Annotated in this window: 24 protein-coding genes and 1 pseudogene; 9 read left to right on the top strand and 16 right to left on the bottom strand. The window is 62.5% G+C overall.

From position 1 onward, the window contains the following. Positions 1 to 8 precede the first annotated feature (8 nt). The 3 genes from imuA to LDO41_RS31930 are packed head-to-tail and all read left to right on the top strand — an operon-like array spanning position 9 to position 5,894. The gene (imuA, locus tag LDO41_RS31940) at positions 9 to 863 is read left to right on the top strand and encodes a translesion DNA synthesis-associated protein ImuA (protein ID WP_223995510.1); all 855 of its coding nucleotides are present in this window, start codon (positions 9 to 11) and stop codon (positions 861 to 863) included. After that, positions 790 to 2,520, top strand: coding sequence for a Y-family DNA polymerase (locus LDO41_RS31935; protein ID WP_223995508.1), 1,731 nt, complete (start codon positions 790 to 792; stop codon positions 2,518 to 2,520). Before imuA ends, LDO41_RS31935 begins: the two co-directional genes overlap by 74 nt. After that, positions 2,520 to 5,894, top strand: coding sequence for an error-prone DNA polymerase (locus LDO41_RS31930; protein WP_223995506.1), 3,375 nt, complete (start codon positions 2,520 to 2,522; stop codon positions 5,892 to 5,894). Before LDO41_RS31935 ends, LDO41_RS31930 begins: the two co-directional genes overlap by 1 nt. A gap of 62 nt (positions 5,895 to 5,956) precedes the next feature. On the opposite strand, the gene LDO41_RS31925 is transcribed toward LDO41_RS31930, so the two are convergent. Together LDO41_RS31925 and LDO41_RS31920 are read right to left on the bottom strand one after the other, a co-directional pair. Further along, complete coding sequence (locus LDO41_RS31925; protein ID WP_223995504.1) at positions 5,957 to 6,142, bottom strand: hypothetical protein; 186 nt, start codon at positions 6,140 to 6,142, stop codon at positions 5,957 to 5,959. An 88-nt stretch (positions 6,143 to 6,230) separates the two neighbouring features. Then, positions 6,231 to 7,091, bottom strand: a complete 861-nt coding sequence (locus LDO41_RS31920) for a lysozyme inhibitor LprI family protein (RefSeq protein WP_223995503.1) — start codon at positions 7,089 to 7,091, stop codon at positions 6,231 to 6,233. Positions 7,092 to 7,164: 73 nt separating this feature from the next. Between LDO41_RS31920 and LDO41_RS31915 the strand changes: the two are divergent. Together LDO41_RS31915 and fabI are read left to right on the top strand one after the other, a co-directional pair. Further along, a pseudogene (locus LDO41_RS31915) lies at positions 7,165 to 7,692 on the top strand (acetate/propionate family kinase); the annotation flags it as partial. 20 nt (positions 7,693 to 7,712) lie between these two features. After that, complete coding sequence (gene fabI, locus LDO41_RS31910) at positions 7,713 to 8,495, top strand: enoyl-ACP reductase FabI (protein ID WP_223995501.1); 783 nt, start codon at positions 7,713 to 7,715, stop codon at positions 8,493 to 8,495. Positions 8,496 to 8,513: 18 nt separating this feature from the next. Here fabI and LDO41_RS31905 read toward each other — a convergent pair whose 3' ends face one another. The 6 genes from LDO41_RS31905 to LDO41_RS31880 all read right to left on the bottom strand — a co-directional run bounded on the left by LDO41_RS31905 (position 8,514) and on the right by LDO41_RS31880 (position 13,544). Further along, the gene (locus LDO41_RS31905; RefSeq protein WP_223995499.1) at positions 8,514 to 9,935 is read right to left on the bottom strand and encodes a DUF2252 domain-containing protein; all 1,422 of its coding nucleotides are present in this window, start codon (positions 9,933 to 9,935) and stop codon (positions 8,514 to 8,516) included. Between the two features lie 17 nt (positions 9,936 to 9,952). Beyond that, positions 9,953 to 10,219 carry a hypothetical protein gene (locus tag LDO41_RS31900; protein ID WP_223995497.1) on the bottom strand — a complete coding sequence of 89 codons (267 nt, stop codon included), beginning with the start codon at positions 10,217 to 10,219 and terminating at the stop codon, positions 9,953 to 9,955. A gap of 88 nt (positions 10,220 to 10,307) precedes the next feature. Next, positions 10,308 to 10,718, bottom strand: a complete 411-nt coding sequence (locus tag LDO41_RS31895; RefSeq protein ID WP_377743973.1) for a CBS domain-containing protein — start codon at positions 10,716 to 10,718, stop codon at positions 10,308 to 10,310. Positions 10,719 to 10,859: 141 nt separating this feature from the next. Further along, the gene (locus tag LDO41_RS31890; protein WP_223995493.1) at positions 10,860 to 11,429 is read right to left on the bottom strand and encodes a YbhB/YbcL family Raf kinase inhibitor-like protein; all 570 of its coding nucleotides are present in this window, start codon (positions 11,427 to 11,429) and stop codon (positions 10,860 to 10,862) included. Between the two features lie 58 nt (positions 11,430 to 11,487). Then, a complete protein-coding gene (locus LDO41_RS31885; RefSeq protein ID WP_223995491.1) occupies positions 11,488 to 12,420 on the bottom strand; it encodes an MBL fold metallo-hydrolase in 933 nt (310 codons plus the stop codon). A 212-nt stretch (positions 12,421 to 12,632) separates the two neighbouring features. Then, positions 12,633 to 13,544 (bottom strand): LysR substrate-binding domain-containing protein, encoded by a 912-nt coding sequence (locus tag LDO41_RS31880; RefSeq protein WP_223995489.1) that lies wholly within the window; start codon positions 13,542 to 13,544, stop codon positions 12,633 to 12,635. 221 nt (positions 13,545 to 13,765) lie between these two features. Here LDO41_RS31880 and LDO41_RS31875 point away from each other — a divergent pair, with 221 nt between their 5' ends. Both LDO41_RS31875 and wrbA read left to right on the top strand, forming a co-directional pair. Further along, entirely contained in the window at positions 13,766 to 14,716 is a 951-nt protein-coding gene (locus LDO41_RS31875) for a ring-cleaving dioxygenase (protein WP_223995487.1), read from the top strand. Positions 14,717 to 14,743: 27 nt separating this feature from the next. Further along, positions 14,744 to 15,370, top strand: coding sequence for an NAD(P)H:quinone oxidoreductase (gene wrbA, locus LDO41_RS31870; protein ID WP_223995485.1), 627 nt, complete (start codon positions 14,744 to 14,746; stop codon positions 15,368 to 15,370). Positions 15,371 to 15,441: 71 nt separating this feature from the next. Here wrbA and LDO41_RS31865 read toward each other — a convergent pair whose 3' ends face one another. The 4 genes from LDO41_RS31865 to LDO41_RS31850 are packed head-to-tail and all read right to left on the bottom strand — an operon-like array spanning position 15,442 to position 19,884. Continuing rightward, positions 15,442 to 16,488 (bottom strand): glutathione S-transferase family protein, encoded by a 1,047-nt coding sequence (locus tag LDO41_RS31865; protein WP_223995482.1) that lies wholly within the window; start codon positions 16,486 to 16,488, stop codon positions 15,442 to 15,444. After that, a complete protein-coding gene (locus LDO41_RS31860; RefSeq protein WP_223995571.1) occupies positions 16,485 to 17,363 on the bottom strand; it encodes a tryptophan 2,3-dioxygenase in 879 nt (292 codons plus the stop codon). The genes LDO41_RS31865 and LDO41_RS31860 overlap by 4 nt, the downstream gene beginning before the upstream one ends. 29 nt (positions 17,364 to 17,392) lie before the next feature. Beyond that, positions 17,393 to 18,766 carry an amidase gene (locus LDO41_RS31855; RefSeq protein ID WP_223995480.1) on the bottom strand — a complete coding sequence of 458 codons (1,374 nt, stop codon included), beginning with the start codon at positions 18,764 to 18,766 and terminating at the stop codon, positions 17,393 to 17,395. After that, entirely contained in the window at positions 18,766 to 19,884 is a 1,119-nt protein-coding gene (locus tag LDO41_RS31850; RefSeq protein ID WP_223995479.1) for an iron-containing alcohol dehydrogenase, read from the bottom strand. The genes LDO41_RS31855 and LDO41_RS31850 overlap by 1 nt, the downstream gene beginning before the upstream one ends. 217 nt (positions 19,885 to 20,101) lie before the next feature. Between LDO41_RS31850 and LDO41_RS31845 the strand changes: the two genes are divergently transcribed. Then, positions 20,102 to 20,791: a nitroreductase gene (locus LDO41_RS31845; protein WP_223995570.1), complete on the top strand. Its 690-nt coding sequence runs from the start codon at positions 20,102 to 20,104 to the stop codon at positions 20,789 to 20,791. Here the strand turns inward: LDO41_RS31845 and LDO41_RS31840 are convergent. The 4 genes from LDO41_RS31840 to LDO41_RS31825 all read right to left on the bottom strand — a co-directional run bounded on the left by LDO41_RS31840 (position 20,788) and on the right by LDO41_RS31825 (position 25,663). Further along, the gene (locus tag LDO41_RS31840; RefSeq protein WP_223995477.1) at positions 20,788 to 21,408 is read right to left on the bottom strand and encodes a TetR/AcrR family transcriptional regulator; all 621 of its coding nucleotides are present in this window, start codon (positions 21,406 to 21,408) and stop codon (positions 20,788 to 20,790) included. The two genes, LDO41_RS31845 and LDO41_RS31840, sit on opposite strands and share 4 nt — an antisense overlap. A 51-nt stretch (positions 21,409 to 21,459) precedes the next feature. Then, entirely contained in the window at positions 21,460 to 22,494 is a 1,035-nt protein-coding gene (locus tag LDO41_RS31835) for an HlyD family secretion protein (RefSeq protein ID WP_223995474.1), read from the bottom strand. A 6-nt stretch (positions 22,495 to 22,500) separates the two neighbouring features. Then, entirely contained in the window at positions 22,501 to 24,060 is a 1,560-nt protein-coding gene (locus tag LDO41_RS31830) for an MFS transporter (protein ID WP_223995472.1), read from the bottom strand. A 76-nt stretch (positions 24,061 to 24,136) separates the two neighbouring features. Beyond that, complete coding sequence (locus LDO41_RS31825) at positions 24,137 to 25,663, bottom strand: efflux transporter outer membrane subunit (protein WP_223995470.1); 1,527 nt, start codon at positions 25,661 to 25,663, stop codon at positions 24,137 to 24,139. 242 nt (positions 25,664 to 25,905) lie between these two features. Between LDO41_RS31825 and LDO41_RS31820 the strand changes: the two genes are divergently transcribed. Further along, on the top strand, positions 25,906 to 26,196 hold the full coding sequence (locus LDO41_RS31820) for a hypothetical protein (RefSeq protein ID WP_223995468.1): 291 nt from the start codon (positions 25,906 to 25,908) through the stop codon (positions 26,194 to 26,196). Positions 26,197 to 26,524: the final 328 nt, after the last annotated feature.

The raw sequence follows: 26,524 nt of genomic DNA, 5'->3' as shown, positions 1-26,524 counted from the left end.
CGCTTGCCATGTCTGCCGCGCCTGAGGGACCTGACGCGTCTGCTGTCGCAGGCACGCCCACGTCCACGGATCGGCGCGCCGCCGTGGCCGAGCTCGAGCATCGCTATCCGGGGCTCTGGCGGGCCGGTCAGCTTGGTCACCTCGGCCGCCTGCCGGTCTGGCCGACCGGCTATGACGCGCTCTCGGCCGAGTTGCCCGGTGGCGGCTGGCCGGCCGCCGCCGTGACCGAACTGCTGCTCGCGCAGGACGGCGCCGGCGAATTGCGTCTGCTGCTGCCGGCTCTGCGCGCGATTGCCGCGACGGGGCGCCGCGTGGGGTTCGTCAATCCGCCGTATCTACCCAATGCACCGGGGCTGGCCGACAGCCTGCCGGCCAGCCAGCTGTTCTGGGTGCGGCCCCCCGTCGGCGCTACCCAGGCCGCGCGTCGCACGGACATGCTGTGGGCCGCCGAACAGATGCTGCGCAGCCAGGCATTCGGTGCCGTGCTGGTGTGGCTGACAGGTGCGCGGCCCGAGGCCATGCGCCGGCTGCAGGTGCTGGCGCATGCGGGCGATACGGCGGTCTGGGTGCTGCGGCCGCGCAAGGCGCTGCACGAGTCGTCGCCCGCGGTGCTGCGGTTGTCGCTATCGCCGCTGCCCGGCAACGTGTTGTCGATCGCGTTTCACAAGCGGCGGGGTCCCGTACGGGACACGCCATTGTTGCTGCCGCTCACGGGCATGGCCCACGTGCCTGGACGCCCTGCGCCCGCCGTATCCATGCCTGATGTGGTCATTGAGAAGAGTCTTACCCATGCTGCCGACACACTGGATCGCGGTGCATCTGCCGCGCCTGTCGCTGGACGCGCTGCAACCGAACTGGCCTGAAGCAGCCAGCCACGCAGCCAGCCACGCAACGGGTGAGGCAGCAGCTCACGCGAAGCGCGAGGCAGTGGCGCAGCCGGCGAGCCCGGCGGCGAGTCCGGTCGCGGGTGGAGCAACGGCGGGCATCACGGGGTCCATGGCCTTCCATGCGTTGCCGGTAGCGGTGTTCGAGCATGAGCGCGTGGTGCTGGCCAACGGCCCGGCCATGGCGCTCGGCGTCGGCCACGGCATGCGGCGCGGCGGGGTGCAGGCGCTCTCGGCGGAAGTGGTGCAGCTCGAGCGCGACGTGCAGGCCGAAGCTGCGCTGATGACCACGGTAGCGCTGACGCTGCTGCATTTCACGCCGGCGGTGACCGTCGACGAGACGCCGGAAGCCGCCACCGTGATGCTCGACGTCACCGCCAGCCTGCGCTTGTTCGGCGGCCATCGCGCGCTCATCCGCGCGGTGCGCGCGCGCGTGCGGCAACTGGGCACGATCGCGCAGATCGGCACCGGCACCACCGCGCATGGCGCTGCCTGGCTCGCGCGGCAGCCGCTACGCCGCAACGCGCGTGGCGCCATCGTACGGCCAGCACGCCGCGCGGTGCAGCCCGCGCGCATGAAGCGCCTGCTCGATCGGCTGCCCGTGGAGTGCCTGCACAGCCTGGTCGATCCCGAGTGGCTCGATGGCATCGGCTGCCGCACGCTCGCACAGGTCCGCCGCCTGCCGCGCGCGGGTTTGTCGCGGCGGCTCGGCCCGGCGCTGCTGGCGCGGCTGGATCAGGCCTATGGCGATGCACGCGAAGGCTTTGCGTGGTTCGAAGCCCCGCCAACGTTCTCGCAACGCATGGAATTGCCCGGCCGCATCGAGGTGGCCGAAGGCGTACTGGCCGGCGCGCAGCGCCTGCTGCTGGCGATGTCAGGCTGGCTCGCCGCCCACCAGGCCGGCGTCACGCGCTGCGTACTGGTGCTTGAGCACGAACGTTATCGGCTAGGTGTGGAGGTCGATTGCACGCCGGTGCCTCTGGCGCTCGCGCAACCGAGCCGCGACCCCGTGCACCTGTCGAAGTTGCTGCGCGAGAAGCTCGACAAGGTGCGCTTCCACGCGCCAGTGGGCGGACTGGCACTCAACGTGGAAACGATGGCCGCCTGTCTGCCGCGCAGCGAGGCACTGTTTCCGGATCCGGCAGGCGAGCCCGCGGAACTCGCACGCCTGCTCGACACACTGATGGCGCGCCTGGGCCGCGACAACGTATTGCAGCCACGCCCGCTGGCCGACCATCGGCCCGAGCGCGCCAATCGCTGGTGTCCCATCGATGAGGCCCCCACCCGCGCGGTGAGTCCCAGGACCGCGCGTCAGACGGAAGACAACGCAGGCCATGGCGATCGTCCTGAGCGGCCGTTATGGCTGCTGGAAGCCCCGCAGCCGCTGCGCGTGGAACGCCATCGCCCGCTATACGAGGGCCCGCTGACCATGCTCACGCGCGCGGAGCGCATCGAGGCCGGCTGGTGGGATGGTGGCCTGGCCACGCGCGACTATTTCATCGCCGAGCGCGCCGATGGCGTGCGCTGCTGGGTATATCGCGAGCGCCCGGGCCATCCCGCGCGCGATGGAGACGAAGACAGCAAGGGTGGCGATAACAACGAGTACCGCTGGTTCCTGCATGGATTGTTTGCCTGATGTCGATGTTTCCGCTACTGCCGTCGCTGCCTGACTACGTCGAGCTGCACTGCATTTCCAATTTCACGTTCCTGACCGGCGCGTCGCATCCGGCCGAGCTGATCGAACGCGCGTTCCAGCTTGGCTACAGCGGCCTGGCGCTGACCGACGAATGCTCGGTGGCCGGCACCGCGCGCGCGCACCATGCACTCAAGACCTTGCGCGAGGAAGCGCGAGAGGCGGCCCGCGCGGCGCAGCAAGCCGTAACGCAGCGCGAGCCTGACGATGAGAAAGACCCGGAAGACCCGGAAGACCCGGAAGAGGGCGACAACGCAGCATGGGAAGAACGCAACTGGCTGATCGCGCGCGCAGCCGCGGCCGATGCGTTCAACCTGATCATCGGCAGCCGCTTCACGCTCGCGACCGAACCCACGATGCTCGCCACCGAACCCGCCATGCCACCACCCCGGCTGGTCGTGTTCGCGCGCAATCGCGAAGGGTTCGGCAATCTCAGCGAGATGATCACGCTCGGCCGCCGACGCGCGGAGAAGGGCAGCTATCTGCTGTACCCGTCGGACTTCAACGACCCGGAACCGGAGCAGACGCACCTGCGCGGCATGCCCGATTGCCTCGTGATGCTGCTGCCTGACTATTGCCCCGATCCCGACGTATTGCGCGCACAGGTGCAGTGGTGCCAGCGCACGTTCGGGTCACGCGTCTCGATCGCGCTGGAACTGCTGCAAGGCCATGCGGATGCATTGCACCGTACGCGACTGCAGCAGGTGGCCGACGAAACCGGCGTGCCGCTGGCGGCGGCCGGCGCCGTGATGATGCACGTGCGTTCACGCAAGCCGTTGGCCGACGTGCTCGGCGCGATTCGCGTGGGCCAGCCGCTGCATGCCTGCGGCCACGTGCTCGCGCCAAATGCGGAGGCACATCTGCGCATGCGCCAGGTGCTGTCACGACTCTACCCGCGCGAAGCGCTCGCCCACACGCTGACGATTGCCGATCAATGCGACTTCTCGCTCGGCACGCTGCGCTACGAATATCCCGAGGAGCTCGTGCCCGATGACCATACGCCAATCAGCTATCTGCGCGCGGAGGTCAAGATCGGCATGCGCGAACGCTTTCCCTATGGCATGGAACCAGCGTGGGAGAAGCAGCTCGAGGAAGAACTGCTGCTGATCGAGGAGAAACACTACGAGCCGTTTTTCCTGACCGTGCACGACATCGTGCGCTTTGCACGCAGCAAGAGCATCCTGTGCCAGGGCCGCGGCTCGGCCGCGAACTCGCTGGTCTGCTTCTGCCTGCATATCACCGAGGTCAGCCCCGCGCAGGCCAACCTGCTGTTCGGCCGCTTTCTGTCCCGCGAGCGCGATGAACCGCCCGATATCGACGTGGATTTCGAGCACCAGCGCCGAGAGGAAGTCATCCAGTACATCTACGAGAAATACGGACGCCATCGCGCGGCATTGGCGGCGTCGTTGATCTCGTACCGTTCGCGCAGTGCGCTGCGCGATGTGGGGCGTGCGCTCGGCATCGACGCGAGCGTGGTGGAGCAGGTGGTCAAGAGCCAGGCCTGGTGGGACAGCGGCAAGGCATTCATGGAGCGGCTCGCGCGCTATGGCCTCGATCCCGACGCGCCGGCCGTGCAGCAATGGGCGAGCCTGACCGAGCAACTGCGCGGTTTTCCACGCCATCTGTCGCAGCACGTCGGCGGTTTTGTGATCGCGCGGCACAAGCTGTCGCGGCTGGTGCCGATCGAGAACGCCGCGATGGCCGATCGCAGCGTGATCCAGTGGGACAAGGACGACCTCGAATCGCTGGGCCTGCTCAAGGTGGATGTGCTCGCGCTCGGCATGCTGACCGCAATCCGCCGCGCGCTCGCGATGATCCCCAACCCCGATCCCGCGCGCGCGGGAGCGCCGTACCGCATGGAGGATCTGCCCGAGGAAGATCCCACCACGTACGACATGATCTGCAAGGCCGATACGATCGGCGTGTTCCAGATCGAATCGCGCGCGCAGCAGTCGATGCTGCCGCGCTTGCAGCCCCGCCAGTACTACGACCTGGTCGTCGAGGTAGCGATCGTGCGGCCAGGCCCGATTCAGGGGGGCATGGTGCATCCGTATCTGGAGCGGCGCGAGGCATTGCGCGAGCGGCAGCAGTTGCCGACGTATTTCAACGACGTGATCCGCCGCGTGCTGGGCCGCACGCTCGGCGTGCCGATCTTTCAGGAACAGGTGATGCAGCTCGCGATCGACGCGGCGGGCTTTACCGCGGGACAGGCCGATCAGTTGCGGCGCTCGATGGCGGCCTGGCGCCGGCATGGCAATTTGCGCAAGCATCAGGACGCGCTGATGAACGCGCTGGTAGCGCGTGGTTACCCCGAGTCGTTCGCGCTGGCGCTGTGCCGGCAGATCGAAGGGTTTGGCGAGTATGGCTTTCCAGAAAGTCATTCGGCCAGCTTCGCCAAGCTGGTCTACGTAAGCGCGTGGATCAAGTGCCATCATCCCGATGCATTCCTGTGCGCGCTGCTCAATAGCCAGCCGATGGGGTTCTATTCGCCGTCGCAGCTGGTGCAGGACGCGCGCCGGCATGGCGTGATCACATTGCCCGCCGACGTGACATGCAGCAGTTGGGAAAGCACGCTCGAAGCTCGCCGCCCGGGCCGGCAATATCGCGATGTGCGGCTCGGCCTCGATCGCGTCAAGGGCATGCGCGAAGGGGCCGCGCATCGCATCGAGGCGGCACGCGCGGCGCAGCCGTTTGCGAACGTGGAGGATCTGGCGCGTCGCGCCGAACTCGATGCGCACGATATCGACGTACTGGCCGCCGCCGATGCCTTGGCGGGGCTGGCTGGAAATCGCCGTCAGGCGCGCTGGCAGGCAAGAGGGGCCGCCTTGCAAAGCGCGCACCGGGACCTGCTCTACGAGGCGCCGCCGGAAGAAGACATGCTCGCGCTACCGGTACCGCGCCTCGGCGAGGATGTGGCCGCCGATTACGCGAGCCTCGGCCTCTCGCTCAAGTGCCATCCGCTGACGCTGCTGCGCGAGCGGCTGGCCGCGATGAAGTACGTCAGCGCGGCGCAGCTGAACCGCATGGCCAATGGGCGTCTGGTGCGCGCCTGCGGCATCGTCACGGTGCGGCAGCGGCCATCGACGGCCAGCGGCACGATCTTTATGTCGATCGAGGACGAGACCGGTCCTGTCAACGTGATCATATGGCCGTCATTGGTGGAGAACCAGCGCAAGGAGGTATTGGGCGCGACGCTGATCGGCGTCATTGGCACGTGGCAGCGGCAGGGCGAGGTGAGGCACCTCGTGGCGAAGGAGTTGGTGGACCTGAGTCCGCTGCTGGGCCGGCTTATGGTAGGTAGCCGCGATTTTCATTGAGAAAAAATTGCCGGCGGTGACATATGCCTCCGCCGGCAATTTTTACTGCGCCCACGTCATGCTTACCAGTACGTGGCCATATACGCCCCGATGATCAAAGCAATCGCAATGAGAAAGATCGGATGGGTCCAGACGAAGCGCCGCTTGCCACGAATCCGCTCCATCTTCTCGCGTTGTTCTTGCACGTCGCTCTGCATCTTGCGTTCTCCTTGAGTAGCCTGCTCAGGAACGTGCACGATGTGTGCCATTGCGGCAAAGTCCTACAGCGGCGTAGGACGCCGCGCGTAGGATCCATCGTGTCGACTTAAAGACATCAACTGGCTGAGCCCATCGAACCTATCGCGTGCGTGTCAGAACCTCAATTCGCTCCTGATAGACGCGCAGCAGGCAGGGCTTGTCGCTACATCGATTCCGATCACGTTGGAGCCATGCTCGTTGCGAATCCTGCAGGCGCTTCTTGCTGGCGGTCGTACTCAGCGCTTGCCGATAGCGTCCAGCCAGCACGGCGTCGAGGCGCGAAAGCTCGACGTCTCCGCAGATGAGCCGCGATGGCGGAGATGCGAGTCTGCTGCAGTCTAGACTGCGCGCCAACGCCGCCTTGTTCTCGAACCCCATCTCGAGCAAGCCGGGCCGGCAGAGCCCGCTCAAGGATCCGCAGGCGTCGTGGGCGCCGATCCATGCCAGGCTATCGGCACCATGGTCCTTGACGAAGCGGTTGATGGCCGAGTAGGTTATCCCGCGCTGCATGGCGTTAGCCGCGATGACCTCGTTGCAAAGCGAATCGTCCACAGCAAAGCTACCCTTGCGCCGATAACAACTATGGAAGCCGAGCATCCCCGTGCCAAGCAAGCTTCGCCGCGCGCCAGACGCAAATAGGATCGACGCGCACGCGGAAGCGCACTTCGCGCTATTGGGCACGACGGTATATACGCGCACCTTGTCCATGGCATCGACCATGCGAAATGCGGCCTCGACCTTGCCGCCGGGGCTGTTCAGGATGACGGTGACGAGTCCTTCGCTGTCTCTGTCGGCGCTGTTTGCAAACGTGAGAAACGCGGATGCGTCACCGGCACGTATCGGTCCCTCTGCGATGATCAGCCGTCGATTCATATGGGGCTGATGATAGAGCCTGAATTCCATGCCGATGACATGTTGCGAAAGCAACAGCTGCGAACACAGCGCGAGCCACGAAGTCACGGAGGCGAGGCACGTCGCCGCACTCGTTCCCCTGCGTCTCGCCGCGTGTCGTTCGTATACATCCATGCTGTTCGTGGCGAGTACGATGGGCTTTACCGCGGTAGACGGGCTCCCAATGGGCACGCGTAGCGGCAGTCTCGACCCGGGAGTCATCCTCTTTCTCATGGATGAACTGAAGCTCGATGTACGCGCGGTAGAGGATCTGCTGTACCGGAAATCCGGCTTGCTCGGTGTTTCCGGAATCTCCAGCGACATGCGCGATCTGCTGGCCAGCGATGTTCCACGGGCGCGATTGGCCGTCGCGCTCTACACATACCGGATCGGTCGAGAACTTGGCAGTCTTGCCGCTGCGCTGCAGGGCCTCGATGCGCTGGTGTTTACGGCGGGCGTGGGCGAGAACGCGGCATACATCCGCCAGCAGGTGTGTCAGCAGGCCGCATGGCTCGGCGTGGCGCTCGATATCGAGGCCAACGCCCGTGGCGAACCGTTGCTCAGCAGCGCGTCCAGTCGCGTCGCAGTGCGGGTGATCCCCACGGACGAAGAACTGATGATCGCCAGACATACCCGTGCAGTCGCCTTTCGCAGCAAAGACGCCTCATAGGGGACGAGAGGAGACTGACCATGACCACCCATGCGCCGCCCGCCGTTCTGACGGGTAAGAGAGCACTGATCTGCGGCATCGCGAACGACAGCTCGATCGCCTATGGCTGCGCAAAGGCCTTCCGCGAGCTTGGTGCCGAGGTCGCCATCACCTATGCCGACGAGAAGGCTCGGCAACATGTTGAACCGGTGGCGCGCGAGCTTGGCGCATCGCTCTTCCTGCCACTTAACGTGACAAAGCCCGACGAGCTGGATTCGGTGTTCGACCAGATCTCGCAGACCTGGGGAAAGCTCGATATCGTTGTGCATTCCATTGCCTGGGCACCGAAGGAGGATCTGCAGGGAGGGCTGCTCAACTGTTCGGGCGAAGGCTTCGGAATGGCCATGGATATCTCCTGCCACTCGTTCATTCGGTTGGCGCGGCGCGCGGTGCCGCTTATGCAAGACGGCGGCGCACTATTCGCAATGAGTTATCACGGTGCCAACAAGGTAGTGCCGAACTACAACGTGATGGGCCCTGTAAAGGCTGCACTGGAGGCGACGGTACGATACCTGGCCTATGAGCTCGGTCCGCAGCGCATCCGCGTCCATGCGATCTCTCCGGGTCCGATCAAGACACGCGCGGCCTCGGGTCTCAAGGACTTCGAACTCATGCTGAACGACGCCGGAAACCGCGCGCCGCTGGGCGAACTGGTCGATATCATGGACGTTGGCTTTACCTGCGCGTTTCTTGCCAGTTCGTATGCAACGCGATTGTCTGGGGAGACGCTGTATATCGACGGGGGTGTCAATATCATTGCTTAGTGCATCGGGGCCGCATTCTCAAATGGCCTCGATCTCCACGTGAATCCGCCCTTGCCGAATCGCTGCGAGGAAGGCCCGGAAGTCGCTCCGGTTCTGGGACGCGTATTCTGTCGCGAACTCACAGATGGCGTCGTCAAAGGTCTGACCGGAGCCCATATAACCCGCCATCATTGCGGCGTCTCCCGTCCGTGCATGCGCGCGTGCCAGGGCATGGGCGCACATTCTGCCGTACTGCCTGAGCATGCCGCTGTCCCAGTCCTCTATGACGGCCGACATTTTCATATCCCGCAACTGACGGATGTAGAAGTGCCGGCCATTCTTGCCGCGGGTCCAGCCGAGGAATACATCGGTGGCGGCCTGCATGAGCCGCTGCCCCACAATGACTCGCTGGCCGTGGTTGTCGTACGCGCTCTTGCCGGCATAAGGCTCCAGCACCGACTCCCGGGCCTCCTTCACCTGAAGGAACAGCGGATCGTTGTCGGCCGCCATGAACAGGCAGACGGCGCACATCGTGCCGACACTGCCCACGCCGACAACCTTGATGGCCAGATCAAAGAAATGGAAGCGGTCGAATAGCACGCGGGTATGGTCAGCCAGGCTTTCGCGGTACTGTTCGATGGCATGCTTGTAGCCAGTGGACAGACCCGGAGCCAGCTCTTCAGACGGATGGAAGATCAGCGGCGGCTCGTCTTTGATTCTGGGCTGCAATCCTTCTTCAGCGATAAATTTTGGGTAGAGGTGGTCGGGCGTTGATTTGCGACGTTCCGCCTCGATGCGTTCGGCCAACCGTTTGCGTGCGGCCTCGACGACCTTCGGATCGCCGGTACGATCTTCGTACTTTTGCAGATCGATACGGTCATACCAGACGTCTAGCGCGCGCATGCCCGCGTAGTTATGTATCCGTTCCCTGTACTCGCGCACGCAGTCGGTTGCCACGCGTGCCGCATCGCTCCTGGGTAGTGCCAGATGATCGGCCGCGATCACGATGCTGGCGGCGAGTCGCTTCAAGTCCCATTCGAAAGGAGCCGGAAGGGTTTCATCGAGGTCATTGATGTCGAAGATGATATTGCGCTCCGGCGTGGCGAATCCGCCGAAGTTCATCAAATGCGCATCGCCGCAACTCTGCACGCGGATGCCGCTGGATGGCGTGGTTGCCAGATCGGCGGCCATGATGGCGGCCGCGCCTCGATAGAAAGCGAAAGGCGAACTCGACATTCGGCCGAAGCGAATGGGCACGAGTTCCTGCATTCGTCCCGCGTTCGATTTCTCCAGCAGTGCCACCGCATCCGGGCGCGTGTCCGCGGGTTTCCACCCGGCCTGGGACGAGCGCGGCACGTTATCGCGCAGCGCCCGCCCATTGGCGGCGTGTTCGTCGGCAGTGAGGTAAACGGATATAGAAGGGCTTTCCTCATTACGACGGACTCTGCTTGCCTTGGCCATGATGCGCCATGAAGCCGTTACGACTTCTTCTGATTCGCAGTGGCTCGCGCAGCGGAGATCGCCGCATCACGTTCTTTCGCTGCAGCGGCCTTCGCCTCGTCGTAAGTCTTCTTTGCCTCCGCTACCTTGGCGTTGTATGTCTTTCGCGCCGCAGAGATTTCCTGGCGCATCTGGACAATCTCGTCGCTGGGCGGTTGCGACTTTGATCCGCTCGCCGTTTGCGCGGTAGCAGGCAATGCGGACATCGCAAGAATGGCGGCGATAAGAATAGCTACTCGCTTCATGATGGTGCTCCCGATTTGTTCGGGACACGGTAGTCCGATTCATGCTCGCCTGCCATTGGACCAAGGTCCAAGAGCTTCAGGCTAGCTTCTAGGACAAGTCGGCGTTGGCGCCGTCGCGCTCGCCCACTGCCCGCAGGATATCGCGCCAGCTGACGATCCCCACCGGTTCAAACGCAGGCGTGACGATGGGAATGCACGAGACGTTGTTCGCGAGGAACAAGGCGATGGCATCCGCAATCGTGGCTTCCGGTGGAAGCGTCAGTGGCTGACGCGACATGATCTGGTGCACGCGCTTGTTCAGCGTGGCGAGATCCCGGGCGTTCTCCACATTGCTGCCGATAAAAGGGCTCATGGCGCGCAGCAGGTCCCGGTCGGACACGACCCCGCGCAGCTTGCCATCCTCGACCACCAGCAGATGGTGGAAACTCGCCTCGTCGAAGATCTCCTTGACGGTCGTCAGCAGATCGTCGAACCCCACCGTAGCGAGGCGTTTGGACATGATGCTTTCTACGTTCACTTCTTGCTCCTGTAGCCGACCTCTATATCGGCAACATCCGAGCGGAACTGAACCCAACCTTTGGGTTATCGGTGACGGTATCGGCGTCCCAAATGGAGAATCCAAGCCGCTCAGGCGGAGGGATCATGTCCTGCGGTATCTCGCGACGAATCGAGCCTGCGCAATGATGTTTCCGTGCATCTGATATGCGACAAGCGCGGGGCTCGATTCTGGCTTCACATCGATACTCGCGACAGAGAGCGCCGAAATGGTGACGACGTAACGATGTGACTCACCCTGTGGTGGGCAAGGGCCGCCGTACTTCGATGCTCCAAAATCGGTCATTGTCTCTAGCGCACCGGCGGGCAATAGAGATGGGTTCCCCGACGCCCCTTTAGGAATGGAAGATGTCGACGGAGGAATGTTGACAACCTTCCAGTGTGTCCAGCCAAGCCCAGCGGTCGGGGCATCAGGATCGTGAATCGTGACAACGATGCTCTTCGTCCCACGCGGAACCTGGGTCCACGAAATGCGCGGCGAGATATTCTCGCCGTGGCACCCGAACCCGTCGTAGACCTGCGCATTGATGAACGCCCGATCCCGTCCCAGGTCGTCAACATTCACAGTGAAGGGCTTAGCAAACGCCGTGGTTGGAATCACGGTCAGAAGTGCCAAGGAGACAAAAGTTGAATGCAGGCGATTGCCGTACAGCATGGTTGGCTTCCCAAAGAAGACCTACGTCGAAATGTTTTCTATGACCGCGGAGGATCAATCAATAGTCCCATTGCACCGGGACGAAGCGGTAACCATTGTCGGTCTTCGCGACGTGACCGATGGAGGGGAAAGCAACGTGTGCGGCGGCCAGCAGCGAGCCGGTTGCGGCGGCTTCGTCGAACAGCGCGATACGCACATCAACGCAGCCTTCGGGGTCGTGCTCGAAACCGTTTTGCCAATCAGGGTTGTCGAAATTGACTTCAAACACAGCGTCGCCGACGAACGTCAACTTCTCACCCTGCGAGTCCACGTCCACCACGCAGTGTCCTGGGGTATGGCCACCCGTCACGCGTGCCGATACGCCCGCCGCGATCTGCACGGTCTGGTCGAATTGCATGATGTTCTCGCTGTAGAGCTCGACGAACGTCGCCGCGGCCTTGCGTAGCGCGGGAGGCACCGATTCCGGCATCACCGTCCTGCTGAAGTCCGGGTTCTTCCAGAACTCGACTTCGGCAGCCGCTACGTGGATGCGTACGTTCGGGCGCAGCTTGGCCTTGACACCGTCGTTGTTGAGCCCGCCGACGTGGTCCATATGCATATGCGTGATCACGATATCGGTGATGGCGCTCAGATCGATGCCGGCGGTTTCCAGGCGCATCATCGACTGGCCAGCGCGCGTGAAGTACTCGAAGCCGTCGCCCACGCCCGAATCGATCAGGATCAGACGCTCGCCGCTGCGCACGAGCGCGATGTTCAGCGCCCAGTCGAACATGTCGCGCTGCAGGAAGCGGCCGTCGAACCATTCGTTACGATCTGCTTCGCTCACGTTGGTGGACATCGTCGAAGTCGGAAGCGGCAGGACACCGTCGCTGATCAGCACGACGTCGACATCACCGATGCGCACGCCATATCGGGAGGATACGAGCTCGCCGGAACCTTCCTTGCCAAAGGCTGCGAGAACTGGCTGCACATTGCGGGTTGTTGCGCTCATTTTTTAGTCCTAAGAATGTGTGGGGGTTAGCCGCGCCGGGAGGCGCGATTCACAAGCACGATCCGGATCCGCGCGTTTCGCGCTCGGTGACGCCAGATCGTGGAACACATCTTAGGCAGAGGAGACGGCGGGCAGTAGCACCCCAGCCGTATTCAGTAAGTTGATTTGAAAGCGACAATCAACACCGACCCAGTACCGCCCTGAAACTGTCTTCAGGCGCGGTCGAACGCCGTGACCTTCGGCAAGACTACCGCCAGGTAGTCCACGAGCGTCCGCACCGCTGGGAGAAGTCCGGTGCGGTAAGGAATCAGCGCGGTAATGCGTGCATCGGCCGCAATCCAATCGGGCAGGATCTGACGCAACTCGCCCGCCCTGAGCTCCGTCTGGCAGATGTAGCCGGGCAGGGCCGCGATGCCAATGTTCGCGCAGGCTGCCTCCTTCAGCGAGATCAGGCTGTTGCTTTGGAAGCGCGGGTCCAACGGGATCGACACCACACGCTTGTCCGGCCCCTGGAGATTCCAATGTTGTGCCGACTTGCCGGTTAGCGCGATGATCGAATGCGCCGCCAGCTCTTCTGGTTCCCGCGGCGCCGGCATGCGCTGCAGATATTCGGCGCCGGCAAACAAGTACCACGGGGCGCGTGCCAGCGGATGCTGTACGAGATCCGAGTCCTGCAGCAGACCGTTGTGTCCACGGATGGCGAGGTCGAAACCGTCGCCGACGATATCGAGCACACGATCCGTGGCAGTCTCGACGATCTTCACCTTGGGATGGTCAGTCAGGAATGTCGGCAGCACATGACGCAGAGCGAACTGGGCGATCTCCGCGGCGGTCGTCACGCGAATCACGCCGCTTGGCTCCGCCAGCCGTTGCCGCATCGCTTCCTCGGCCACCTCCGCACTGCGCAGCAGCGCCATGGCGTACTGATAGAACTCCTTGCCGACCTCGGTCATCGCGAACTGGCGCGAGGTCCGATTGATCAGCCTCACGCCCAGTGCCGCTTCCAGTTCCTTCACACGATGGCTGAGCGTCGACTTAGGCAGTCGCAATGCATCGCCAGCCGAGGTGAAGCCACCGCGGTCGACAACCTGAACGAAGAAATACACATCCTTCAAATCCAGCATGGCATTGTGGGGGCGTCCATGTCTTTTAGGGGGAACAACCAGATCGATGTTACTCCATGACAGGCGTGTGACGCATCGGGAAATACCTTGCTCATCGTTCGACTTTGCCGAACCCTGCGTACACGTTCTGACGCTTCTCAAACGAAATCGAGCGCTTAAGCTGTTGCACGAGGGAGAGTTCAATGGCTGTCCCGGTACAACACATCAATCTGGAGAAGACGATGTCCATGATCAAGGGATTTCACCACCTCACTGCCGGCGTTCGACACGCACAGGAAGACGTGGATTTCTACGTGAAGCTGCTCGGCCAGAGCCTCGTCAAGAAGACCGTCCTGCTCGATGGCGAGGATCCGATCTACCATCTCTATTACGGCAATGCGAACGGTGATCCCGGCACGCTAGTGACGTCGTTCCCGTTTCGGCAGCGCGGCGTGGTGGCACGTCCTGGCTCTGGACAGGTGCGCGTGATCAACTACTCGGTACCGAATGGCTCGCTCGAATTCTGGCGTGCGCGCTTCGATGCCATGAACATTCGATATGACGCCGATATCGTCGCGCGCTTTGGCGAGCGGCGTCAGCGCTTCTACCATCCGTGCGGCATCGAGTTCGACCTCGTGGAGTCAGACCTCGACCAGCGACCGCCGTGCGTGGAGAACAATGTGCCCGAGGCTTACGCGGTGCGCGGCGTGCACAGCATCACGCTGTCGCTGCGCGAGGTGGAGGAGTCGGTGCGCTTTATGAGCGAGGCGATTGGCTTCCGCCTCGTCGGCGACGAGGGTCCCTACCATCGTTTCGAGACGCATACGGGCGGCCCAGGCATGGTCGTCGAGTTCTTCCATGAGCCGGATCGTCTGCAGGGTTCCTCGGTGTACGGCGAAGGCACCATCCACCACGTCGCGTTCGCGGTGGATACGATCGAGCAGCAGATGACGCTAAAGGACAAGTTCATGGGACTCGGCTACATCGATACCTCGGAGTCCGTGAACCGTAACTACTTCCGCTCGATGTATTTCAAGATGCCCGGCGGCGTGATCTTCGAGGCCGCCACCACCGATATTGGCTTTGCGATCGACGAAGACCCCGGCCATTTCGGCGAAGAGTTCCAGCTGCCGCCCTGGCTAGTCGATCGCAAGGACGAACTGCTCTCGCGTCTCGAGCCAATTTCCGTCTGAACCCGTCCAACTCCTTTCCCGACGACTATGAACAAACCTAAAGTCCTGATCGCCTTCTATTCGCGCAACCAGTCCACCGAGCAACTGGCAAGAGCCGTTGCCGAGGGTGCCATCGAAGCAGGCGCGGAAGTACGACTGCGCCGCGTGCGCGAACTCGTTGGCGCCGACGTCATGCAGCAGGTACCCGGCTGGCTCGATAACGCCAATGCCATGAACGCGAAGTACGAGGCGCCGACCGAAGCCGATGTCGAATGGGCCGATGCCATCGTGTTCGGTACGCCCACGCGCTTTGGTTCGATTACTTCTGAGCTCAAGGCGTTCATCGATGGCCTCGGTGGGCTGTGGTTCCAGGGCAAGCTCAACGGCAAGGTCGGTTCGGTGTTCGGCTCGACGTCGTCACTGCACGGCGGTAACGAATCAACGCTGCTGTCGATCTATGCGCCCATGGCGCATCTGGGTCTGGTCATTGTGCCGCTGGGTTATGCAGACGCGGCGATGTTCAAGGCGGGCACGCCCTACGGCGCCACCCACGTGTCGCGGCAGGATTCGCTGAAGCCAGATGCGGATCATCTTGCCGTCGCTCGCTTCCAGGGGCGTCGTGTGACACAGGTCGCGCACGCGCTGCATGGACACCCGGAGGCCGTCGCGGCCTGAATGTAGATCTGCAATAAAAAAGGCTCTCTCCCGGATGCGGGAGAGAGCCCGGAAGCGACTCAAGCCACGACTCAAGCCACGTGCAAGCGCACGCCTCCGCTCAGCGCATCCATGTACGACGAAGGCGGCAGAGAATCGAGCGTGGCCTGCACGACTTCTTCGCGCAGCGATGGCCGCTTCAGCAGCGTGCCCATATAGCGGCTCACCGCAGGCAGCTCATCCCACATCGATGCCAGGCCCAGATAGGCGAGTCGCGTCAGATTGACGCCCCACATCACATCCGCGAGCGAGAAGGAAGGGCCCGTGATCCAGGGTGCGGCGCGGCCAGCCAGCGTGCGCTCGAGCTCGCGAAGCAGATCCATGACATGCTGGCGCGTACTGCGCTGAAATCCCGCGTCATGACAGACGGCCTTGCCGCCTTGCTCCTTCGAGATCTTGGCCCGATAAGCGGCCACGAGATCCGCATCCGATGCATTGATATCGATCATCGCTTCGAGCGCGAGAATCTTGGCATCATAGACGGTAGCCATAACGGATTTGAGCGCCTCGGGGCGCCGATCGGCATCGGGATGAAAACCATACAACAACGCGCCGTTGGGAATGCGATCGACGATGGCCGCCTGTTGCATGACTAGGGCACGCGCATCGGCGTCCTCCGGCACCAGACGGATCGGCTCGGATGACACCGAATCCAGGTAGCAGCAGATGCGCAGCGAATCGGCGATAACGCGCCCGGCTTCATAGTCGATCAACAACGGCACTACGCACGGGTCGAACCCTTCGGTCTCCACCGATGTGCGCCCGCTGTAGCCATCGACGAATGTGGTGCCGATCTCGCGACCCGCGTAGAGCCTCAGCTTGACATAGGACGGCGAGTAGTGCTCAGCCGGCACAATGCGGTCGCCATCCATCGCACTGAGAATGAGCATGTCATTCGAGCGATATCCCAGCGCCTTCTCCGCCAGCACCGTACGCACTTTCTGCGAGCACAGCGAGCTTGCCGCGTGGAACAGCTCGAAGCGCGGGGCATGGTCGTCACCAACGACTGTGCTACGCCGGCTATCCGCCATCGCCGCGCGGGCCCGCGCGGTCAGTGCATTCAACTCGTTCGTATTCATGTGCGCTCCCGTTTGTGCATATGCGGACAGGCGGCGGGCGGATCGCCGATCATTCCGCGGGCGCTCCACAGTTCCGGAAACGGTAGCTCGTCCAGCGTTGGTCGCAGCCAGGCAATGCCCTCGGTGCCGAAGTACGCGGCACGATGTCCAAATGTGCGCCGAGTCGCCATCAGATGCAGATGCTTCCATTCCGCAAAGCCCTCGGCGATATCGGCGAGCGTCTCGCCGAGCCGGCGGAGGTCGGGAGAGAGCGCGGCGTTCCCGTAAATATCGCGCCATACTTGCTCAACGGCTGTGGTCGGTACGTACGGCTGCCGGTAATCGCGCACGCGCACGGCGGCGGGAACCGCGAAGCCCGCGCGATCGAGGTACGCGAGCACATCGTCATAGAGGCTTGGTTCGCTCAGCACCTGGTTCAGTTGCTGCCAGCGTGCGGGCTGCGGCGTAAAGTGCTGCAGGTGTTCCTCTTGCCGAATGCCCAGCAGATAGACCATCTGGCGGTAGGTCCACCCTTGTAGCGCGGTGTCCTTGCCGTAGGTTTCCACCGCGCGCGACAGAATCGACAACAGGTCGGTCGGTGTCATCCATGCGATCGACTTCCACGTGGCGTTGAGCGGCACGTGATGCGCAACGATACGCTCCAGCGTGCGACAGGCCTGCGGCAGATCGTCGGCGCGCAACTGCCGTTGCGCGGTCTCGATCTCCCGAATGATCAGCATCCAGTACAGCTCGGATACCTGCACGGACGTGATCCACGCGTGCTCTCCGGGGTGATTGCTGACAGGGCGTTGCAATGTGTGCAGCACGTCCGTCTGTATCCACGCGCTGTAAGGTGTATGCCCTGCGGGCGTGATTCCCGGCTCGGTGTCGCTCATCATGGTCTCCTCGTGGGTGGGGGTCGTAATCAGGCCTGTCGCGCGATGCCATCGTGCAGCAGGGCTTCGATCTGCTGCGAAATCTGCAGTAGTGCGCCGTCGTCGCCGGGGCGCGCCACGATCTGTAATGCGGTTGGCAGATCGGTAGTACTGGATGGCAGCGGCAGCGATATGGCCGGAAAGCCGGCAAGGTTGAATGGCGCGGTATACGTCATCAGCGCCTCGCGCACGGTGCCGGTCCAGTCGCCGATGCGGACGTTGTCCGCACCGAGCGGCGGCGCCGTGCACGGACAGGTGGGCAGCACGAGGTAGTCGACCGAGGCCATCACAGCCTGGAGGCCAGCCGTCAAACGGCGGCGCGCATCTTGAGCGGCGAGATACCTGGCGAGGTCCATACCCTGCGCACGTTCGAGGCGGTCCACGGTCTCGGGGCTGTAATGCGTGGCGATGCGATCCCAGTCATTGCGCCGGAAATGTTCGATACCGCCTTCGACGAGCACGATGGTCGCGAACGCCTGGAATGCATCGTCGAACAGCCCGTGGTCGCCGATTTCCATGCTCGCGAACGTGTGCGAGAGGCGCCGCGTTGCATTGTCGAAGGCTGCGGCAACCTCGGCCGCCAGTGGCACCGGAGCGATCGTGCGCACCACGCCCAGCCGTGCCGAGAGCCAGGCGTCGCTTTCGGGCACGTCGATATGCAGCGCGTTGGCGAGCCACAGCACATCATCGACCTGCCTACCGAGCAGGCCGACGTGGTCGCAGGTGGGGGCTAGCGGGAACACTCCGCGCGTCGACAGGGTGTCGCGCGTGGGCTTGAAGCCGACCACGCCGCATAGCGCCGCCGGAATCCGTACCGAGCCGCCGGTGTCGGTGCCCACGCCCACCGTGACTGCGCCATGTGCAATTGCCGCGGCCGCGCCGCCGCTCGATCCGCCGGGAATGCGGGACAAATCGCGTGGATTGCGGGTGTCGCCCAGACGCGCGCTTGCGGTGGTAACGCCCCACGCGAACTCGTGCGTGGTGGTCTTGCCGATGACGATCGCGCCACGCTCCACCAGCGATCGCACGATATCGGCATCGGCGTCGGGACGATGGTCAAGGTAGGCGGCCGAGCCGTAGCTGGTATCGATGCCTCTGGTGTCGATCAGATCCTTGATGGCAATTGGCAACCCCTCGAGCGCGCGCGCGGTGCCATTGGCGTAGCGCCGATCGCTATCGGCGGCAGCCCTGAGCGCACGATCCCAGTCGATGGCCGCGAATGCGTTGACGTCACGCTTGCTGGCTTCCGCGGCTTCCAGTGTCTGCTCCGTGAGCGCGGTAGCAGAGAGCGCTCCAGTCATCAGCGCGTGACGCAACTCGCGCAGACTTGCGGTGGCGGGCAGTCGATCGATCGCAGTCGCCATCACCACAGTCCCTCCAGCAGCGCCGCGAGCTTCGGTTCCGGCGCGTCGCCGAGGTCAGCGACTTCGTCCGGATAGTGCTGCATCAACATGGCCGCCACCTCGGGCAAGACCTCACGTGGCAGGTCGAAGGCGCGCAGACGGCTCGGCAGCTCCAGTGCCTCGATCGCCCTCTCGATGCGGTCGGCCAGCGTATTCGCCGCGCTGGCATGGCCGGCATCTTTACCGAAGATGCCAAGCTTGTCGCCATAGGTCCCGGCGCATGCACGAATAACGGGTGCGAGCGTGACGCAGGAGGTCATGCTATGCGGCAGGCCAAAGGTACCGCCGAGGATATGGCCGATGCGATGACTCAGCCCGTAGATCACCGAGGCAGGATAGAAGTAGCACTGCCAGGCGGCTAGCTGGAGTTGCAGCAAGTCATCGAAGGAAATCAGATCCTGCTCGATGGCGGCACGCGTCTCGAGCCCCTTCGGCCAGCGTTCGAGCACGTCAAGGAAGCGCTCCACGCCACGTGCCGCGAGTATCGCGTGCGGATGGTCGATGCCAACGCGTCGCATACCTTCGACGGCATGATCGATGCCTTTGATGGCCGAACTCAGCAGCAGCTCGCGCGGAGTGCCAGCGATCAGCTGTGGATCGATCGCCACGAGCTTCGGCACCGTCTCGCGCACCGCGTAGCTGCGTTTGAACTTGCGCGTGCCGCTGGTCTCGGTGACGCCGAAGTAGTGCGAGAACTCGGACCCAGACAGCGTGGTCGGAAGGGCGGCGATCGGCAGATAGCGGCCAGTCTCCCGAAAGTGTTGCGCGGAGACGGCCTTCGCGGCATCGAGCACCGAGCCTCCGCCAAGCGCCACGATCGATTCCGCACGCGACGCCAGGCAGGCCCGCAGTCCGGCCTGCACCGCGAAGTCCGGCACATGCGGTGGCAGGTCGGTAAAGATGCCAGCGCTGTCGGTCATGTTGGGGAGGAGGTACTCTCCATGCAATCCCTCGAGGAAGCTCACCGTGAAGGTGATCGGACGCGTGATGCTGTAGTCGCCGAGCGAAGCGGCCACATGCGCGAGAATGTCGCGGCCCCACACCACATGCTCCTGTGGCAGGCATGTCAACTGATCCATCTGTCTGTCTCCAATTATCGTGAAGGAGAAGATAGGTCATTCAGCTTTGTCCGTGCGCGCCGCTTTTGCGAACGTTTCGTCCATGAATCTGAACGCCGCAGCCGCATCGTTGTGTCTATGATTTTTCACGAGTACATCAACACAACATCACACGGAGAGCGGTGACATGGAGACACTGGAGATGGAGAGCCGGACGGAGCACGACGTAGTCCCCGAGATGCAAACCGATGCGGGCGCGCTGGTTGCAGCACTCATGCGGGGCCGCCACAGCAAGCGCGGATTTCATCCACGTCCGGTTCCGCTTGCCACATTGCAACGCATTCTGTCGGCCGCTAGTCATGCGCCGAGCTCAAGCAACACACAGCCGTGGCGCTGCTACGTGCTCACCGGCAATCGGCGCAACGCGATTGTTGACGCTGCAGTTGCGGCGTATCGCGCCACCCCTGACACCCTGCCATTGCAGTACCCGTTCTTTCCAAAAGATCTGCCGGCGCCGTTCTCGACGCGCTTCAATACGTTTCGCGGCATGCTGGGCGATGCGCAGGGGGTTCACCGCAGTGATATCGCGGGCCGTCGGCGCGACGTGGAGCGTCAGTTCCGCTTCTTCGATGCGCCCGTGGGACTGATTTTCACGATGGACCGGCGACTCGAGTGGGCCAGCTTTCTTTGCTACGGCTGCTTTCTGCAGAACATCATGCTGGCCGCGCGCGCGGAAGGGCTCGACACCTGTCCGCAACAGATCTGGTCACTGCAGTCGGCCGTGTTGCACGATGAACTTGGCATCCCGGAGGGTGAAATGGTCATCGCAGGCATGTCGCTTGGTTATGCCGACAACAGTATTCCGGAGAACAATCTGCCGATTGCCAAGCTCGATCTAAGCGAATTCGTATCGTTTATGGACGACTAAAGACGCTGGGCGTCCCGCTTTTCCAACTGGCCGTGCGCGGACGCCCGCTGCAATGCTCGCAACGACAGGCCGATCAGGTCGCCGGCGGACGGGCCGGCGTGGAATTGCAGCGCGATCCCGAACGTCAACTCCATAACGAGCGCGCCAAGCTCGAGCGGAGTGGCCGGTGCTTGCCCTTCTGGAAATATCCGCGACACCACCGTGCCGACTTTGGTCCACTGATACGTGAACATCTCGGTGTGACGTTTGGTCAGGGCCGCATCCTGCTTGGCATGCCGAATCAGATCAAGGATGAGCGAGCGCGGTCCGGGCTCGCGTGAGGTTGCCGTAGCCCAGTTACAGATTGCGGTGATCAGCGCCTCGGGCTCCTCGATACCGAGTGTCACGTGTTCGAGTTCGGCTGCATCACGAAAGCTGACGTCCTCAACGTACTGCAGGAAAATGTCCTCTTTCGACGCGAAGTTCGAATAGAAGGCCCCCTTGGTGAAGCCCGCCTCTTCCACGATTCGATCGATAGATGCGCCACCAAGGCCTTCGCGTGCAAACACCTTTCCGGCTGCGGCCATCAGCCTTTGGCGCGTTAGCGCCCGGCTTTCCTGTCTAGTCAATCGTGCCATCAATGCAGTCTCTTTCCCTGGGGCCTCAGTGTTGCGTCATTCTCCCGACGGTCACGACTTCACGTGCACGGTAGGAACCACGGACATGCCGATGCGCAGGCTTCGAGCCGCGTCCTGCCCGCTGTCGATGTTGATCTTTACGGGCAAGCGCTGCACCACCTTCGTAAAATTGCCGGTGGCGTTGTCCGGGGCGATTGGGGAGAACGCGATGCCGCTTGCAGGCGCCACGCTCTCCACATGCCCGCGGAGTTCAAGCCCTGGCAGCATGTCCACGGTGATTGTAACGACTTGGCCGGGCCGCACGCGTTCGAGCTGCGTTTCACGGAAGTTGGCCTCGATATACGCCTGCCCAAGTGGGACCACGGCGAGCAGCGGGGCGCCGATGTGAACATAGCCCCCAACGCGCAGTGTTCGCTGTCCAACGGTGCCGTCGATTGGAGCCGTGATCTTGGTGTAGGACAGATTCAGCTTCGCCGCTGCGAGCGCCGCCACGGCTTTCTCGAGACGCGCCTCCGCCTGCTTCTCCTGCGCCTCCAGTACCCCGATTTGATGCTGCGCTGCATCGCGTGCGGCGGTGTGTTCGGTGCGACGCGCTATGGCAACCTGCAGTTGCGACTGAGACTGCTGCCGCTCCTGCACAGTGCCGGAGCCGTCCTGCGCGAGGTTGGCGTAGCGTTTGGCGTCGGCCTCAGCGAAGTTGATCGCCGCATCGTCGGCAGAAATTGTCGCGATGGATTGCTTGATCGTGCTGCCCTGTTGCTGCAGCGAAGCTTTGAGGCGGAGAATATCGGCACGCGCGTTGTCTACATCGGCCGTTGCGCTCGCTACCGCGACGACGAAATCTCGATCATCGATCACGGCCAGGAGTTGTCCCTGCCTCACGGTTTGGTTGTCTTCCACCAGCACCTGAGCGATCTGCCCAGCGACGCGGGGCGCAACGAATGTGGTGTCGGCACGTACGTATGCGTCCGTGGTGGTTTGGGTCGAGGCACGACCCGCATCGCGGAAATAGAGATAGGCTGTGGCGCCAATCGCGCAGCTGATGACTACGGATGCGGCGATCTTTGCGGGGCGGGGAAGAGTCATGATGATTCAGTTGGAAGGCTTGTTTAGTGCTGGCGGCTTGATGTACTGCAGATTCAGGACGAACGGGACCAGAGCAACCGCCAGCAGACCGAGCACAAGGTAGGCATCGGCGATCGACAGCACAAACGCCTGGTGCACGATGCGTTCCGCGAGATGAGGCAAAGACCCATTGGCACCCCCGTGTAGCGGTTCAACACCCGCACCTACGCGGACGGCGCGATCGAGCAGGACATTGGCGTGGACGTGCTCCCGCACGACGATCAGTCGCTCGACGATTGCCGCGCCGCTAACGGTCCCCAATGCGCGCAGAACATTGACGATGCCAGAAATGACTGGGCCTTCCATGGGCTGAACCACGCTCGTGGCGAGGAACAGCGTGGAGATGACCGCCATGGGCTGACCGATCGCCTGAAGGATTTGCACTGCAAGGAATTCCGAGGCCATCCATGCGGATGTGACTTGCGAACCTATCAGGCACGCCATCGCCATACAAAGCAGTCCGGCCGCAAACATATAGCGTGCATCCATCCAACGCTTGTAAAGCAGGAACGAGACGAACGGTCCCAACACGAGTTGAGGAATGCCGACGGTCAAGCCGAGCACCGCTATGTACGGTGTGCGAAAGCCATGGATGTGAGTGAGGAATGCCGAAGGCAGTAGTGACCCGGACAGAAGCACCACGATCAGGACGTAAAAGACCGAAAACCCCAGACCCAGGTTGCGTCGACTCAGCAATTGCAGCTTGATAAACGGCAGTGGGTGAAACCATTCAGTCAGCAGGAACACAACCGTCAACGCGATGCCAGCGCTGAACAGCCAGCAGATTCGCGTGTCGTGGAACCAGTCGTACCGCTCGCCCTGCGTCAGGCCCAGGCCCAGCATCACGAGCCCTGCGACACCCGTCACAAGGCCTGGAAGATTGATCTGCCGAAAGCGATCGAGTCTGACTGGATCTTGTGGCACGCCCCACGCCACGGCCCAGATTGAGAAGATGGCAAGAGGAATCACCTGCCAGTAGGCGAGATGCCAGTTTCCCAGCGTATCGGTATAGGTGGCCGACAGCCATGTGGCGAGGTTCGGCGAGAACGTGGCTGTCATCGCATACAGTGCAAGCCCATAGAGGCGCAATGGCAGCGGAAAGAATCGCAATGCGGCGGCCATCAACACAGGAATCAGCAGACCTCCGGAAAAGCCCTGCAGACTCCGCAGTACGAGCAACGTCGTCATATCGCTTGCGTATGGCGTCAGCAGTCCCAACGCAGCAAATATCATGACCACGCCGAGATGAAAGCGCCGGAATGACAGCGTGACAGCGAACCAGGCAGCGAAAGGCATCGCTGCAAGCTCGAATGCCGAGTACAGGCTAACGATCCAGCTGCCTTCGTCCGCGCCGATTCCCGCGGCACCTCTGAGGTCGATAAGGGAAAGCCCCCCGATGCGATTGTTCAGCCCGGACATCATGGCCGCAACGAATACCCCGAGCACACCGACAAAGATCCGGGCGTTAAACGGTTGTGGCGTAGCGGCCGTCGGGGCGGGCGCTGGTGTTTGCACCGCGGTCGGCACAAAGTCGGCTATCGTATTTTGCATACCAAATAGTATTTATATGCTGCGATGTATCCCGCAGGAGTTCGCAGGTTTTCTATTCGGTAGCGTCGCTGATCACGCCGGGCGACCAGCCACCACCCAACACCTTGTAGAGCTTCACCATCGAGATGGATACGTCAGTACGGCTGCGTGCAAGAGCGTTCTCGCTGGCCAGTAGATCCCGTTGTGCGATCAACACCGACAGGAATGTTGTTGCACCTTGGGCATAGCGCTGCTGAGCTGTTCGGAACGCGATCCGGTTGCTCTCCACGGCGGCGCCGAGCTGCATGTCGCGCGCCTGTTCGGCGCGATATGCAGTCATGGCGTCATCCACCTCGTGCCATGACGCCAATACAGTCTGCCGATAACGAATCGCGGCCTCCTGCTGGCGAGCTTTAGTCAAGGCGAGCGTGCCCATCAGGCGACCGCCTTCGAAGATCGGCAAGTGCAGGACGGGACCAATCGCAAACTGGCGCGCGCTCCAGTCACCTGCTTCGGTGAACTTGAGCGCCTGAAAGCCGAAGCTGCCGGTCAGACTCACACTGGGATAGAAGTTTGCTTTCGCAACGCCAATTGCCGCAGTCGCCGCATGCAATTCGGCTTCGACGCGCAGAATGTCAGGACGCCGGCGTGCGAGATCCGACGGGAGGCCTAGAGGAACTATGGCTGGTGGCGCCGGAATACCCGCTTCTCCGCCAAGCTCGTCGTCGAGGGCGTGCGGGGCTTCGCCGAGCAGTAGGGCCAACGCGTTCATAAGCTCTGCGCGCTGGCGCTCGAGTTCGGGAATGGACGCCGTAACAGTAGCGAGCTGGGCACCCGCGCTGGCCGGGTCGTAGCTCGTAGCCACCCCCTGTTCCTGCCGGCGGGTGGCGAGCCGTAGGCTGGTTTGCGCGATGTCCTGGTTCTTTCGGGCGATCGCCAGCATTGCCTGCACACCGCGCAATGCGAGGTATGTGCGCGCAACCTCAGCAGAAACCAGCACGCGCACGGCCTCTCTGTCAAAGACCGCGGCATCAGACGTCGCCTTGGCCGACTCCTTCGCGCGCCGGACCTTTCCCCAGATATCGATCTCCCAGCTGGCGTCAATGCCGTACTGCCACAAGCTATACGGCGGTGAGCCCATCTCACCCTTAAGCGCGCTTGTGCCGAACGGATCCGCGCCATTGGCGGCGGTGGCGCTGACCGCGCCAGACGTCCCGGTCAATTTGAGAATGCCGTTCGGACTCGCTCGCTCACGTAACTCGGAGCCATTGGCCGAGAACGTGGGATAAGCGTCGGCGCCCACTACTCGCAAGCGTGCACGGCTCTGTCCGACCCGTGCCTCGGCCGCTTGCAGTTCGAGATTCTGGGCCGCAACACGCGCCTCGAGCGACGACAGCAACGGATCGTTGAACAACGCCCACCAATCAGACTCCACGGGTGCGTTCGAGAATCCGGATATATCCGCGGCAACGGGTGTTGCGAGCAACTGCGCCGGCGGTGCCATCGAGGGCGCTTCAAAGTCCGGGCCGACGGCGCAAGCGCCAAGCCCTGTCAGCGCCAGCGCGTAACAGGCGGCTCGCAGATGCAGATTCACAGACATGGGAGACAGCGGCAATGAAAAGACGCACAGTAACATACTTCATAGTATCCGAATACTATTTGGTATTTAAGCGGGGGATACCGCACATGCACGCTGATTGTTGTCGAAGACCGAGCAACAGAAAAGAATCCTCAGGATTGAGGCGATCATGCATACGTCTTATTGGCGCATCTGAGGCAAATAGGCGGCCGATACAGAACAGCGTAAAATGTCGGGCCTCCTAGCCCCAACATGCTTTCTTTATGAACCTCGAACGACTGCGTCGCGAATTTCCCGACTACGACATCACCACTCTGCCGACCCTGCCCGAAGGTTACTTCGACACATCGAAGTACATCGATGCAGCGCCGTCGTTCGAGAACGAGGAGCGCGGCTTGAAGGTGTATGTCGACTACGCCAACTACGCAGACCGCGAGTCCGGCAGGACCCAGCGCTTCTGCGTCTCGCGCTACGACGAGGAAGCAGGCGACTTCGAAGACGTCGCCCTGTCCTCCAACAATTGGGCCGAAGTCACTCGCTTCTTGACCACCTGAATTCATTCCACACGGGCGATCGGCGTCCGCGCAGACGCACCCTGGAAAACCGCTACCTCTTGAGGGCTGGGTACTTCTGTCGTACGGCTTAGACACCCAACTTCAAAACAGGCATCTACCCGGAACTTTGCTGATAGATTTCCCGAAGTAAGGCAGTTACCTCAGAGTAACAAGGAGTGGACATGCCATCGGCGGGTTTTAGACAGAGTTACCGGGGCAGGCCTAAGCAAGTCAAATCGATCTGCTTGCTGCCGGCTTTGTTGCTGTCCGCTTGTCTAGCAGGATGTGCGAACACCAAGCCTCAGGCAAATCTCACAGCGGAACGGCC

The sequence above is a fragment of the Cupriavidus pampae genome (assembly GCF_914271485.1).
Taxonomy (GTDB): domain Bacteria; phylum Pseudomonadota; class Gammaproteobacteria; order Burkholderiales; family Burkholderiaceae; genus Cupriavidus; species Cupriavidus pampae.
This window is presented reverse-complemented; position numbering and strand designations above follow the sequence as displayed.

What these genes read in the sequence shown, in the direction of transcription:
- imuA (WP_223995510.1), top strand. Translation starts at nt 9, where the DNA reads ATGTCTGCCGCGCCTGAGGGACCTGACGCGTCTGCTGTCGCAGGCACG.
- LDO41_RS31935 (WP_223995508.1), top strand. Translation starts at nt 790, where the DNA reads ATGCTGCCGACACACTGGATCGCGGTGCATCTGCCGCGCCTGTCGCTG.
- LDO41_RS31930 (WP_223995506.1), top strand. Translation starts at nt 2,520, where the DNA reads ATGTCGATGTTTCCGCTACTGCCGTCGCTGCCTGACTACGTCGAGCTG.
- LDO41_RS31925 (WP_223995504.1), bottom strand. Translation starts at nt 6,142, where the DNA reads ATGGCACACATCGTGCACGTTCCTGAGCAGGCTACTCAAGGAGAACGC.
- fabI (WP_223995501.1), top strand. Translation starts at nt 7,713, where the DNA reads ATGACCACCCATGCGCCGCCCGCCGTTCTGACGGGTAAGAGAGCACTG.
- LDO41_RS31905 (WP_223995499.1), bottom strand. Translation starts at nt 9,935, where the DNA reads ATGGCCAAGGCAAGCAGAGTCCGTCGTAATGAGGAAAGCCCTTCTATA.
- LDO41_RS31900 (WP_223995497.1), bottom strand. Translation starts at nt 10,219, where the DNA reads ATGAAGCGAGTAGCTATTCTTATCGCCGCCATTCTTGCGATGTCCGCA.
- LDO41_RS31895 (WP_377743973.1), bottom strand. Translation starts at nt 10,718, where the DNA reads ATGTCCAAACGCCTCGCTACGGTGGGGTTCGACGATCTGCTGACGACC.
- LDO41_RS31890 (WP_223995493.1), bottom strand. Translation starts at nt 11,429, where the DNA reads ATGCTGTACGGCAATCGCCTGCATTCAACTTTTGTCTCCTTGGCACTT.
- LDO41_RS31885 (WP_223995491.1), bottom strand. Translation starts at nt 12,420, where the DNA reads ATGAGCGCAACAACCCGCAATGTGCAGCCAGTTCTCGCAGCCTTTGGC.
- LDO41_RS31880 (WP_223995489.1), bottom strand. Translation starts at nt 13,544, where the DNA reads ATGCTGGATTTGAAGGATGTGTATTTCTTCGTTCAGGTTGTCGACCGC.
- LDO41_RS31875 (WP_223995487.1), top strand. Translation starts at nt 13,766, where the DNA reads ATGTCCATGATCAAGGGATTTCACCACCTCACTGCCGGCGTTCGACAC.
- wrbA (WP_223995485.1), top strand. Translation starts at nt 14,744, where the DNA reads ATGAACAAACCTAAAGTCCTGATCGCCTTCTATTCGCGCAACCAGTCC.
- LDO41_RS31865 (WP_223995482.1), bottom strand. Translation starts at nt 16,488, where the DNA reads ATGAATACGAACGAGTTGAATGCACTGACCGCGCGGGCCCGCGCGGCG.
- LDO41_RS31860 (WP_223995571.1), bottom strand. Translation starts at nt 17,363, where the DNA reads ATGAGCGACACCGAGCCGGGAATCACGCCCGCAGGGCATACACCTTAC.
- LDO41_RS31855 (WP_223995480.1), bottom strand. Translation starts at nt 18,766, where the DNA reads ATGGCGACTGCGATCGATCGACTGCCCGCCACCGCAAGTCTGCGCGAG.
- LDO41_RS31850 (WP_223995479.1), bottom strand. Translation starts at nt 19,884, where the DNA reads ATGGATCAGTTGACATGCCTGCCACAGGAGCATGTGGTGTGGGGCCGC.
- LDO41_RS31845 (WP_223995570.1), top strand. Translation starts at nt 20,102, where the DNA reads ATGCAAACCGATGCGGGCGCGCTGGTTGCAGCACTCATGCGGGGCCGC.
- LDO41_RS31840 (WP_223995477.1), bottom strand. Translation starts at nt 21,408, where the DNA reads ATGGCACGATTGACTAGACAGGAAAGCCGGGCGCTAACGCGCCAAAGG.
- LDO41_RS31835 (WP_223995474.1), bottom strand. Translation starts at nt 22,494, where the DNA reads ATGACTCTTCCCCGCCCCGCAAAGATCGCCGCATCCGTAGTCATCAGC.
- LDO41_RS31825 (WP_223995470.1), bottom strand. Translation starts at nt 25,663, where the DNA reads ATGTCTGTGAATCTGCATCTGCGAGCCGCCTGTTACGCGCTGGCGCTG.
- LDO41_RS31820 (WP_223995468.1), top strand. Translation starts at nt 25,906, where the DNA reads ATGAACCTCGAACGACTGCGTCGCGAATTTCCCGACTACGACATCACC.